Below are 11,634 nucleotides of genomic sequence, written 5' to 3'. Positions count from 1 at the left end.
TAATTTCACAGACCATGTGGTTTATTCTAAGTATGCGCTGATTATTTGACTTCCACTCGCCAATTTGCTTCACTTAGGGTAAGACAAGGTACAGAAAGGGAGATGAACCGAATGGAACAGATTACTTCCAAACCGGCTTTTGATGTAGCTATCCAATCCCCACGTTTGACGATTGCCGTATTCAAGGCAGACTGGTGTGGCGACTGCAAATACATCGATCCGTTTATGCCTGAGGTTGAAGAGAAATATGCACGTGAACTGACTTTGATTGAGGTCGACGTGGATCAGGTTGGAACGGTTAGTGAAGAGCAGAATATTCTTGGCATTCCAAGCTTTGTGGCGTATTCAGATGGCCGCGAACTCGTACGGTATGTGAACAAGCTTCGCAAGTCAAGAGAAGAGATTGAGCAGTTCCTGGATCGCGCAGTTGAGGTGTACAACACGATCCATAAATGATGTTATACAAGTTCAAATGATGAATATTCACACAGACACTCCGATGACAGAATAACCTTTTGATCGCTGTTATCCCCAGATTTCTTTGATCCCTTTTATTAGGGGGAAATCCGGGGATAAAGGCGAACGCTTCGCTTCTTCAGGCTATTTCTGTCCTCTCCGTTATTGTGTAAATGTTTCATTGAACTTATATAAATGTATGACAGGTTCATGTTGTTAAAGGGTATACTAGATGAAACGCCATTTCTCTTGAAATAGGGAAATGGCGTTTGTGTGTTCAGGATTCTGTTTAAGACCCAATTCAACTGGCATATCCCTCAATTACATAACTCCAATGACCTGTGGGTCATTAATTCACCAGACGTTAACATTTTGTCACAAAGCGCGACGTCAATGAACATTTTATCCGGTATAATGAATTTAGTTGTGAAATAAGTGTCAAAGTACCGAAACAAGCGGAGAATATTCTTCGCCATCTTAAACCAACAGCGGGTGAGAAAAAATTGAAACACTTAACTTTGTTTAAATGGTTAACCGTATTAACCTGTCTTGTCATGTTTCTGGCCACTTTTGGTGGAGGCATCGTAACCAAAACGGAATCAGGCCTTGGCTGCGGAACAGAATGGCCTTTATGTAACGGAAAACTCGTTCCGGCACATACTGTGGCTTCACTTATTGAATATTCCCATCGTGCTGTAAGCGCACTGGCTGGATTGTTGTCCATTGCCTCGTTTGTTGCTTTTCTGCAGTTCGGCAAGTCACGCCGTGACCTGCAATTGTTTTCTTTCTTAACTCTGGTATTTGTTATCGTCCAGGGAATCATGGGGGCTTTTGCCGTTGTCTTCTCCCAATCTTCAGCAGTCATGGCACTGCATTTCGGCTTTGCACTGATTGCTTTTGCCAGTTCCCTAATGATGGCGCTGGGCATCAGGCAAGAGGCCAAAGATGGCGGATTGGAGCGACTGAATAAATACCCTCGAGTTAGTAAAAAATTCAGGAATCTGGTCTGGTTCTCCACCATTTACACATATCTCGTGGTATACACGGGTGCATTTGTGAGTCACACGGATTCTGCCGGCGGATGTTGGGGATTTCCGCTCTGTAACGGTCAGATTATTCCTGAGCTTTCGGGTGGGGTTGCAGTTGCCTTTGCTCACCGTGCAGCTGCTGCGTCGCTCGTGATTGTTATTGCGATCCTGGGTCACTTCGCTTACCGTAATAATCCGGACAACAAGGAAATGCGTACTCTGGGTGTGGTATCCGTTGTTCTTATTCTGATGCAAGTAGTCATTGGTATTTTCATGATGGTGACAATGAACCGTCCGGAAGTATACATGTTTGTAGCTCTAGCTCATATGCTGGATATCGCCATATTATTCGGAGTTTTAACGTATATGAGTTTCCTGGTGTACAAGCTGCATCGCCCGGTTAATCGGTTCTAAGATATAGATCCATTCTTTTTCCAAAGGTACTTGGGCTAAATATGAAAGTCCACCATCCAGTGATGTACATCATTGGATGGTGGACTTTGTTTGATGTCAGGGGGATCAGGGCAACCTATGGCAAGCAGCAATTACACGGAATGGATGATGTTTTACGTTTAATGTGATGAATTTTTGTTGATTTGGAAAAGAGGAGGTTAGATATGCTGCGAACGTTGTTGGGGGAAAAGCCACGTATAAACGAAGGTAAATTGAAGGCAGCGATGGACGCAATGGCGCATACGCTTGAGTTATTTCAACGACAAATGCATGTGGACCATGATCCCACGCATGACTATCGGAAACTGTATGTGTGGACTCAGGGACTCATCTCCTCACTGGATGAACTGGAGCAAAGCTGTTTCGCTGCTGCTCATTTTCGCAATAAGGTCGTTGCAGGCTCAACGGATGATATGACGGCGACTGAAAAAGCCGAGTATGCACGGTATGTGTATTTCTACAAAGATGGCTTTATCCGCTGCTTTGCCATCCTGGATAAAGTGGGCACGGTATTAAATGAAATATTCCAGTTGAATACTTCAAATACCAAAGCGCATTTTTCTTATTTTACAGTGTTAAGGCAGTTCGATTATGCGAGGGAGCACCATGATCTTGCGTTGCAATTAATACAGATCAAGGACTCTTATCGTGAGCCGATGAGCAAGCTGCGCAAACGACGTAATATGGAAATTCACTACATGAACTCAGAAATGCATGATGACCTGTGGCAGTTACACCAGACCTTGCAAGGTAAAGTGAAATTGGAGGATTTGAATCAGCATGTGCAGGAAATGCGTCAGGGCGTGGATATGGTCTGTGAAACGTTAACAGCCTCTTATCGTTATATCAACAGAATATGGAAAAGAAATAATTCCCTTTGACAAATCGGAATACTTGGAATATACTGAATTTCAATCGAATGTTACACGGATATAATTGATATTTCGGAAGTTACGTTCACATTATAAAGCATAAACTACATGAACTTATAAAATCCTACAACAACATATTTCTTATCGAGAGCGGCGGAGGGACAGGCCCGATGAAGCCCGGCAACCGATTTGTAACGACATGATACATGTATCATTCGTTATAGATGTTAGGTGCTAATTCCTACAAAATGGTGCAAGACACGATTTTGGCAGATGAGAAGGTATATTCTTTCACGTGAAGAGCCCTCTTTGTATCTGCAAAGGGCTCTTTTTTTGTACTTTAAGGGGAGTTTTCCTTTAGATCGGGTAAAGATACATGTAGGTGGTTGGAAAGGGGCAAGTGCGATTGATTGAATTAAAAGGTTTAACGAAAATGTACGGCAAAGGGGCAAAATCTACAACAGCTTTATCCGAGCTGAATTTGAGCATCCAAAAGGGCGAAATCTACGGCGTGATTGGCCATTCTGGAGCGGGCAAAAGTACATTGATTCGCTGCATTAATTTGCTGGAACGGCCTACGGAGGGTGAAGTATGGGTTGATGGGATCAACCTGACTGAACTGAGCAAAACCGAACTGCAGCAACAGAGACGCAAGATCGGGATGATTTTTCAACACTTTAATCTGTTATCTTCGGCAACGGTATATGATAATGTGGCTTTTCCACTAAAGCTTGTGAATACACCCAAGGATGCCATTGATCGGAAAGTGAAGGAAATGCTTAATCTCGTTGGTCTGGAGAACCATAGCAACAAATATCCAGCTCAATTATCAGGTGGACAGAAACAACGTGTGGGGATTGCGAGAGCACTTGCGAGTGATCCGAATGTACTTCTCTGCGATGAGGCTACTTCAGCACTTGATCCACAGACGACAAATTCAATCCTGAAGTTATTGCTCGACATTAACGAAAAGTACAACCTTACGATTGTGCTGATTACACATGAGATGCATGTCATCCAGAACATCTGTGATAAGGTGGCTGTCATTCATCAAGGTGGTATTGTGGAACAGGGACCTGTAACCGAGGTGTTCCTGAAGCCGCAGCATGCGATTACACGAGACTTCATGATGCGTGACCATGAAGCTGGACTGGCTCTGGAAGAGACCGCTCTGGCGAATGCAGGCATTGAATTGCAGGCAGGTGTTGCTTCGAAACTTGTGAAGATATCCTTTCTGGGGAACAAAACATATGAAGCGATTTTGTCCAGAACGGTTCGTAAGACGGGTGTGGATTTTGCCATCCTGCAAGGAACGATCTCTACGATCAAACAGGTTCCGTATGGACAACTGACCGTTCGGTTCGAAGGTGATTCCAATGCGATTGATCGGACGATATCCGAATTGACCGCTGAGGGACTTGATGTGGAGGTGCTTCGTTAGATGGATTTTTCAACAGTTCGTTGGGAAGAGGTTGGTAAAGCTTCCATAGAGACACTGCAGATTTTGGGTGTATCAGGCCTGTTCACCGTTATCTTGGGTTTACCGCTCGGAGTTCTGCTGTTCATGACAGCCCGATCTGCTTCAATGAAGTCACGGACAGTCTACACTATACTATCCCTGATTGTTAATATTTTGCGCTCGGTCCCATTTATCATATTGATTGTTGCTCTTATTCCATTCACTCGTATACTTGTCGGTACAGCTACGGGGGTTCTTGGCGTCATACCTCCTTTGGTTATTTCAGCAGCTCCTTATTTTGCTCGATTGGTGGAGACAACGTTGCGAGAAGTTGACCGGGGGGTAATTGAAGCAGCACAGTCGATGGGTGCATCGACCGGACAGATTGTAAGACGGGTGTTGTTGCCTGAGGCACTGCCTGGCCTGCTCGCTGGGATAACGATCACCATCGTTACGCTAGTCTCCTATACGGCGATGGCGGGCATGGTTGGTGGTGGAGGTCTGGGAACACTGGCTATTAACTACGGATATTTCCGTTATCAAAATGAAATCATGATTATATCCGTGGTGTCGATGATTATTCTCGTGCAAATTCTCCAGATGGCTGGAGATCGCTTGGTTACATTTTTCACCAGGAAATAACACATAGATAACATGATGGATATGCATTCATGCGGACGCCACATGAAAAAAATGATTAGAGAAGGGGTTTTACACATGAAAAAATGGTCTTTTGCTCTACTTAGTCTTATGTTAATTGCGGTTCTCGCAGCTTGCGGAAACAATAAGGACGCTGATAGCGGCGCAGATAATTCAGCAGGTGCACCACGTACGGTTGAATTGAAAGTTGGAGCTTCACCTACACCACATGCAGAGATTCTGGAAAGCATCAAGCCTGAACTGGAAGCACAAGGTATTCGTTTGCAAGTCGTTACGTTCAATGACTATGTACAACCCAACCAGCAACTTGCTGATAAAAAATTGGATGCAAACTTCTTCCAGCACCAACCTTATCTGGATACAGAGAATAAAGAACGTGGATTCAACCTCGTTTCTGTAACACCTGTTCATGTTGAACCTTTTGGTGGATACTCCAAAAAGATTAAGTCTTTGGATGAATTGGCTGACGGCGCAAAAGTAGCAATTCCAAATGACCCATCCAATGGTGGACGTGCTCTGTTGTTGCTCGCGAAGGAAAGTATCATTACGCTGAAAGACAACACAAATATTACATCTACGATTCAAGATATCACAGCCAATCCGAAGAACCTGGATATCATCGAGCTGGATGCAGCTATGATGCCTCGTCAATTGGATGAAGCGGATCTGGTATTCATCAACGCTAACTATGCGCTTGAAGCAAACCTGAATCCAGCGAATGATGCTTTGTTGATCGAAGATCTGCAAGGTAACCCATACGCGAACATCCTCGTTTCCCGTGAGGACAACAAGGATGCAGATGCAATTCAGAAACTGGCTGCTGCCTTGCACTCCGAAGAAGTGAAAGCATTCATCAAAGAACGTTATAAAGGTGCAGTTGAACCTGCAACTGAATAATTCACGATATGTATGATATGATGTGAAGCTATTAAGAATAAGCCGTATATCTCTTCTGAAGAGATATACGGCTTATTTTATGTTTCTTAATCTGAGCTGACGTGGGGATTAATAAGGGAAGGGTTAGGGCTTATCTTGTTTCTCCGCGTTGGATGGATGCCCAGATTGGCGGTAGTATGATAATTCATTCTGATCAGCATACTGCTGCTCATCTGCTTCTTGCAGGTACGTTCTCTCGGAGGGAGAGAGTGTTTCTTCTTCTCCATGTGAGCTTTTGATCTTGTATCTGATCCAACCGATTAACCCAAGGACGACAATCAGGATCAAGGCCCATCCTTTTTTGAGCAAAAGAAGAGCACTGAATTTCTGGGAAGCCGTATACCCGATCCCGCCCATCAGAAGACTGTTGAGCCCTATAGTGGATGTTTTGTCAGTCGAAGCATTGTACTCCTCGTAGGTATATCCTGCATTGATGCTAAGTCGATTAAGGACAGTTTCCTCGAATGCCTGGCGGCTCTGTTGAAAGTTAGCCGTATCTGTAACCAGAATGGCTGTGATGTACCCTTCGCGTGTCAGGAGTTTTACATTGTAATTGACCATGGCTTGCTGATCAGCATTCTTAAAACCAAGGGAGTAGACTAACTGATGTTTGGTACTGTCATATGCCGGTTCGATTTCCCACCCCGTTATGTACGTTCTGTATTCAGGATCAAGTTCTCTGTTATCTTCTTCTGTGCCTCGGATATAACTGCTTAACAGTTCTTCGGCACTCAAATTTTGATCGTCATCATGGATATGACCTGTTTTCACGTATTCAAACACAACATACCACGAGCCGAATTCACTATTGCTGGCTAGGCTTCCGATTTCATTCCCGTTAGGCTTCCCATCACTGTTAAGTATCGAGCGTTGGGTATTGGCCTTATCCAGATAGGAATGGCTTTCAGGGACTTCCAGGGTGGCCTTACCGTCCAGAGAGACAGATGCAGGTCCAGTAATCCAATCGTACTCATCAGGCGCTTGCTCGCTCTCACTTGCCGCTGATACCTGTAAGGCACTAGAAACTGTTAATAAACTCAACATTAAAAGCGTAAGAAATGATATCCATCTTTTGTTCTTCATATTCATGTAGAAGTCCTTTCGAGTTATATCCTCGACAGTACCATAGGTGTTTGATTTCAATCAAGATATATTTGGAATTTAAGGTGGATAATCCCTTGTGGATAAGCGAGTTGTAGGAGGACGATAAATCTTTTATACTGGATAGTGACTGCTCTTTGAAGAGGGGGATGAACGTGAAGGGAAAGGTTGCCCTCATAACGGGAAGTGCCAAAGGTCTTGGTAAAATGACGGCCCTCAGTCTGGCAGATCAGGGGTGTCATATTGCCCTCAACTATGTACACAGCAGAACAGAAGCTGAGGCTTTAAAGGCTCAGATTATAGCCAAGGGTGTGCGGTGCATTGCCATCCAGGCTGATATATCCAAGGTGGAAGATATCTCTTCATTGGTTGAGCAGGTGGAAGGCAACCTGGGCAGCATTGATATTTTGGTGAATAACGCAGGTCCATTTGTCCGTGAACGACGATTATTTGCGGATTATTCTGAAGCTGAGGTCCAGATGCTTGTGCAGGGAAATCTGTTGGGACCGATGTTACTGGATCAGCGTGTATTGCCAGAGATGAGACGCAAGCAATGGGGGCGCATTATCCATTTTGGCTTCAGTCATGCTGGAGAAGCGAGATCTTGGCCTCATCGCGCCGTATATGCAGCTGCCAAGGTGGGTCTGGTATCTTTTACAAAGACACTCGCGGTTGAAGAAGCCCCGTATGGAATTACGGTTAACATGGTATGTCCAGGTGACATTCGTGGTGCGAACAAAGAGAAAACGATTGATGAAATGGCAGGCATCACCGACGAGGAAACGCCAAGAGGGCGACCAGGCAGCGGTGAAGATATTGCACGAGTGATTACGTATCTGTGCCTTGATCATTCCGATTTTATAACAGGTAACATTATGGATGTATCTGGAGGACTTGATCCGATTCGTCCAACCATACAGCGCGAGGATACTTAAAAGGTGAATTGAAGGATTGTACGTGGAAACGGGTCAAAGGGACAGATGAAATGTACTCTCTGCATATGCACACAAAAAAAAGAGCCCTCCGCTTCATGCGAAGCGAAAGGCTCTTGAGGTTTATTTCGTGAAGGATTGATTAGAATACTTGTACGACTTCTTGTACACCCTCAACTTCTTCGAGAAGGGCACGTTCAATCCCGGCTTTTAAGGTAATGGTGGAGCTTGGGCAACTGCCGCAGGCACCGACCAGTTTCAGCTTAATGATGCCGTCCTCCACGTCGACCAGTTCCACGTCACCGCCATCGCGCTGCAGGAACGGACGAAGTTTATCAAGCACATCAGATACCTCATCATACATGGTGCTTTGTGCGTTTTCGCTCATATTGTTCAACTCCTTTCCTTCCTATATTATATTACAAATGGCCACAAATTAAAATGGTCAAACAAAGCAGGTGAACTTAAATGAGACCGATTATTGAATTTTGTGCCAATAATATGCATTTTGGCACAGATGAAGTCATGGATCAACTGGAAGAAAATCCAGACTATGACGTGATTGAATACGGCTGCCTAACCAACTGCGGCCAATGTTCTATGACTCCATTTGCACTGGTGAATGGCGAAGTTGTCATCACGGACAAAGTGGAAGATCTATATAACGCCATTTTGGCCAAAATTGCCGAAGCCGATGTCTGGGACGAGCTCGATCTCGACTAACCGAGATGGCGCTTGGACATCCAGAGCACACCACTTTTCAAAATACGAGGTACACGTCCCATCATGGACGTTTTGCCCATCAGCCCAAACCCAGACTTCTTGCCGAGTGCGCCGAGTGTGCCACGAAGCTTGAGTGGATGTGGATTGGGCTTTTCGCCTTTCCAGAGGGCATGCTGAATATGGGCGATCTGCTCACCCTGCACTTCCGCAGCTTGACCGCTAGGTGCATAAGGGACACTGGCACAGTCACCAACGACATACACATCGGTATATTCCGGGATTTGGTAGTATTCATTCAGGACGACACGTCCTTGAGGGTCTTTGGTTACGTCCAGATCCTGTACCACTTTTACGGGCTGAATGCCTGCAGTCCACACGACAGCATCGGTTAGGATCTGTTCATCCCGGTTATAGATGGCGTTCGGTTCAACACGTGAAATGGCGATATGCCCGCGTGTCTCTACCTGATGTTCGTTGAACCATTCATGCACATACACAGACAGACGTTGTGGGAAAGCGGATAATACACGTTCACCACGATCCAAAATGCTGATGTTTAGATCGGGTCTGCTCTCACGAAGTTCAGCTGCCATCTCGACACCACTTAATCCTCCGCCTACGATATGCACATTGCCATAGGCTTTGACTTCATTAAGGCGCAGGTAGGTCTCGCGTGTTTTGCTAAAGCTCTGAATGGTACAGCTGTAGTCTTCGGCGCCAGGCGTGTTGTGGAAACGGTCTGTACAACCAAGTCCGATGACAAGCTTGTCGTACACGAGCGGGTCTTGGCCTTCAAATTCAATCTGACGCTGTTCCAGGTCAATCGAAGTAACTTCTCCATAACGGTAAGTGACTTTATCGCTCACTGGAAATTGGATACGCAGGTCATAATCAGATACGGTTCCTGCTGCGAGTGCGTAATATTCTGTCTTTAATCCCTGAAAGGGGCTACGGTCCACCAAAATAATTTGTGTATCGGATGGAATTTTACCCTCCAGAAGTTCCTTGATGATTGTGAGGCCGCCATAGCCGCCTCCAAGAATGACGAAATTTTTCATGACTCGGCTTCCTTTCTGCATCAGTCCCACTGAAATGGGGCTGTAAACTGTGGAGCAGCTATGCAATAACATAGCTGCTCCTTTTGTTATGATTTGAATAATTAAAAAGTAGACGTTGAAAATTGAAGATATTATTCAGCAGTTTGCACCACTCGAATTCAAACGTCTCCCTATAATGAAAGCTTCGTTCTGGAGTGGTGCTGGTGCAATATTGGTTGTGGATGGAGTTATGTCCTATTCGTACACTTGAATTTCATTGTAGAACGTATCACGTTCTACCGGAATACGTCCTGCACCTTTAATGAGCCATATGAGCTCTTTACGTGTAAGGCCTTCAGGTGTGAGTGCACCTGCCGCATGACTAATCCGTTCGCGAACGATCGTGCCGTGTGCATCTGAAGCACCAAATCCAAGGGCAACTTGAGCTAGCTGTGGACCGATGTTAATGAAGTATGCTTTGATATGATCGATGTTATCCAGCATCAGACGGCTGATCGCAATTGTTTTGAGATCCTCATAAGCCGAGTTACGACGCATAATACTCGCGTTTTTACTTTTTGGCTGCATGGAAAGCGGGATAAAGACCATGAATCCGTTGGTCTCGTCTTGCAATTCACGGATCTGCACCATATGGTTGACGCGGTCCTCATAGGATTCGATCGATCCATACAACATCGTAGTATGTGTACGCATGCCGAGATTATGAGCTGTGCGGTGCACCTCAAGATAACGATCCACGTTGGCTTTGTCTACACGCATTTTTTTGCGATATTCATCCGAGAGAATCTCAGCGCCGCCACCAGTCAATGTTTTCAGACCTGCTTTTTGCAGCTCTTGCAGAACTTCTCTGATACTGAGTCCGCTAATCCGAGTGAAGAAATCAATCTCGGCTGCTGTATAAGCTTTCAGTGTAACATCCGGATATTTCTCGTTTAAAGCACGCAGGGAATCGACATAATACTGAAAAGGTACATGGTTGTTATGTCCGCCTACGATATGGAACTCACGTACGCCCGGATGAATATGCTGTTCCACATAATCGATCATTTCCTGACCGGATAATGTATAAGAACCTTCTTCACCCTGGTCTTTACGGAAATTACAAAAAGCGCAGCGGGCTTCGCATACGTTCGTAAAATAAAGACTCATGTTTTCGATGAAATATACTTTCTTGCCATTTTTCCGCAAGTTGGCCTCATTGGCCAGCTGGCCCAAAGTCAGCAGATCATCTGTTTCATACAGATATACGCCGTCTTCTACGCTCAGCCTTACGCCGTTCTGCACTTTCTCAACGATTTCAGCCATTCTTTTGTCTGTGAACGGTGTTACCAATGTAGACATACTGTTTCCTCCTGTTCTTAACCGGATTTGAGTTGTGTGTAGGATCTGTATACAGAACTACATAGCAAAGATGCGGTCATCTGCCGCTTCCTTATAAGGACTAACTCTTATTTACCCGGTGCAGCGTGTGCTGCATATGAAAGCTAAATTTTTTCAAAAAATGGAGTCTGTTGACTCATATATGCATTGGGGACTGCGTTGCAGTCTCGAAATGTGAAAAAAATTACAACTCCAATTATGACCATCGTCTGAATAAGTCATGACAAAATATCGACATTTCAGTGCGACCACCTATTCATTATAAACCTCGTATCGCGGGGGTTCAATACACTGGGAAGAAAAAGGAGTTCAGGGGGAACGCGGAAAGAGGCAAACATGACTTGAGACCCTTGACGGGGTGGAGTATAATTTAAAGAAGAGTTAATGAAAGGTTGTTCAAAAGTACGCTTTTGATTACGAAGGGTGCCTAGCGGCATCTCAGCGTCGAATATGGGATTCAGCCGAAATGTCCGTTGCTCACGTAGTTTTGCCTACGCTCCGCTACTCCATTTCTATCTTCATCCCATCTTCTTGGTACTGAAAAGCGCCCTTTTTGAACATGATTTTATATGAAAA

The 11,634-nt window shown here is 44.8% G+C and carries 12 protein-coding genes and 1 riboswitch; of the genes, 8 read left to right on the top strand and 4 right to left on the bottom strand.

The genetic code is table 11. The features are described 5' to 3' along the window. Positions 1-111 precede the first annotated feature (111 nt). The 6 genes from J2X75_RS21285 (at position 112) to J2X75_RS21260 (ending at position 5,825) form a co-directional block, all read left to right on the top strand. A complete protein-coding gene (locus tag J2X75_RS21285) occupies positions 112-456 on the top strand; it encodes a thioredoxin family protein (RefSeq protein WP_307416179.1) in 345 nt (114 codons plus the stop codon). Between the two features lie 503 nt (positions 457-959). Beyond that, positions 960-1,898, top strand: coding sequence for a COX15/CtaA family protein (locus tag J2X75_RS21280; protein WP_310339834.1), 939 nt, complete (start codon positions 960-962; stop codon positions 1,896-1,898). A 203-nt stretch (positions 1,899-2,101) separates the two neighbouring features. Continuing rightward, positions 2,102-2,818 carry a Cthe_2314 family HEPN domain-containing protein gene (locus J2X75_RS21275; protein WP_310339832.1) on the top strand — a complete coding sequence of 239 codons (717 nt, stop codon included), beginning with the start codon at positions 2,102-2,104 and terminating at the stop codon, positions 2,816-2,818. A 129-nt stretch (positions 2,819-2,947) separates the two neighbouring features. Then, positions 2,948-3,089, top strand: a riboswitch (SAM riboswitch). 126 nt (positions 3,090-3,215) lie between these two features. Continuing rightward, a complete protein-coding gene (locus J2X75_RS21270) occupies positions 3,216-4,250 on the top strand; it encodes a methionine ABC transporter ATP-binding protein (RefSeq protein WP_307542284.1) in 1,035 nt (344 codons plus the stop codon). Further along, positions 4,251-4,910, top strand: coding sequence for a methionine ABC transporter permease (locus J2X75_RS21265; RefSeq protein WP_307542286.1), 660 nt, complete (start codon positions 4,251-4,253; stop codon positions 4,908-4,910). A gap of 75 nt (positions 4,911-4,985) precedes the next feature. Then, positions 4,986-5,825 (top strand): MetQ/NlpA family ABC transporter substrate-binding protein, encoded by an 840-nt coding sequence (locus tag J2X75_RS21260; protein WP_310339829.1) that lies wholly within the window; start codon positions 4,986-4,988, stop codon positions 5,823-5,825. Between the two features lie 123 nt (positions 5,826-5,948). Here the strand turns inward: J2X75_RS21260 and J2X75_RS21255 are convergent, their stop codons facing one another. Then, entirely contained in the window at positions 5,949-6,947 is a 999-nt protein-coding gene (locus J2X75_RS21255) for a DUF2167 domain-containing protein (protein WP_310339827.1), read from the bottom strand. 173 nt (positions 6,948-7,120) lie between these two features. Between J2X75_RS21255 and J2X75_RS21250 the strand changes: the two genes are divergently transcribed. Then, complete coding sequence (locus J2X75_RS21250) at positions 7,121-7,900, top strand: SDR family oxidoreductase (RefSeq protein WP_076319815.1); 780 nt, start codon at positions 7,121-7,123, stop codon at positions 7,898-7,900. A 139-nt stretch (positions 7,901-8,039) separates the two neighbouring features. On the opposite strand, the gene J2X75_RS21245 is transcribed toward J2X75_RS21250, so the two are convergent. After that, complete coding sequence (locus tag J2X75_RS21245) at positions 8,040-8,285, bottom strand: NifU family protein (RefSeq protein WP_053783253.1); 246 nt, start codon at positions 8,283-8,285, stop codon at positions 8,040-8,042. A gap of 80 nt (positions 8,286-8,365) precedes the next feature. On the opposite strand from J2X75_RS21245, the gene J2X75_RS21240 reads away from it, so the two are divergent. Next, entirely contained in the window at positions 8,366-8,620 is a 255-nt protein-coding gene (locus tag J2X75_RS21240) for a YuzB family protein (protein ID WP_036605750.1), read from the top strand. Here J2X75_RS21240 and J2X75_RS21235 read toward each other — a convergent pair. Then, a complete protein-coding gene (locus J2X75_RS21235) occupies positions 8,617-9,678 on the bottom strand; it encodes an NAD(P)/FAD-dependent oxidoreductase (protein WP_036673332.1) in 1,062 nt (353 codons plus the stop codon). The two genes, J2X75_RS21240 and J2X75_RS21235, sit on opposite strands and share 4 nt — an antisense overlap. A 234-nt stretch (positions 9,679-9,912) precedes the next feature. Further along, positions 9,913-11,019 carry an aminofutalosine synthase MqnE gene (gene mqnE, locus J2X75_RS21230; RefSeq protein WP_310339823.1) on the bottom strand — a complete coding sequence of 369 codons (1,107 nt, stop codon included), beginning with the start codon at positions 11,017-11,019 and terminating at the stop codon, positions 9,913-9,915. Between the last annotated feature and the right edge of the window lie 615 nt (positions 11,020-11,634).

The sequence above is a fragment of the Paenibacillus sp. 2003 genome (assembly GCF_031455635.1).
Classification (GTDB): Bacteria; Bacillota; Bacilli; order Paenibacillales; family Paenibacillaceae; genus Paenibacillus; species Paenibacillus amylolyticus_B.
This window is presented reverse-complemented; position numbering and strand designations above follow the sequence as displayed.

Bases quoted from the DNA above. Each gene is read 5' to 3' on its own strand.
- mqnE (WP_310339823.1), bottom strand. From the start codon at position 11,019: ATGTCTACATTGGTAACACCGTTCACAGACAAAAGAATGGCTGAAATC.
- J2X75_RS21245 (WP_053783253.1), bottom strand. From the start codon at position 8,285: ATGAGCGAAAACGCACAAAGCACCATGTATGATGAGGTATCTGATGTG.
- J2X75_RS21240 (WP_036605750.1), top strand. From the start codon at position 8,366: ATGAGACCGATTATTGAATTTTGTGCCAATAATATGCATTTTGGCACA.
- J2X75_RS21260 (WP_310339829.1), top strand. From the start codon at position 4,986: ATGAAAAAATGGTCTTTTGCTCTACTTAGTCTTATGTTAATTGCGGTT.
- J2X75_RS21265 (WP_307542286.1), top strand. From the start codon at position 4,251: ATGGATTTTTCAACAGTTCGTTGGGAAGAGGTTGGTAAAGCTTCCATA.
- J2X75_RS21275 (WP_310339832.1), top strand. From the start codon at position 2,102: ATGCTGCGAACGTTGTTGGGGGAAAAGCCACGTATAAACGAAGGTAAA.
- J2X75_RS21235 (WP_036673332.1), bottom strand. From the start codon at position 9,678: ATGAAAAATTTCGTCATTCTTGGAGGCGGCTATGGCGGCCTCACAATC.
- J2X75_RS21285 (WP_307416179.1), top strand. From the start codon at position 112: ATGGAACAGATTACTTCCAAACCGGCTTTTGATGTAGCTATCCAATCC.
- J2X75_RS21255 (WP_310339827.1), bottom strand. From the start codon at position 6,947: ATGAAGAACAAAAGATGGATATCATTTCTTACGCTTTTAATGTTGAGT.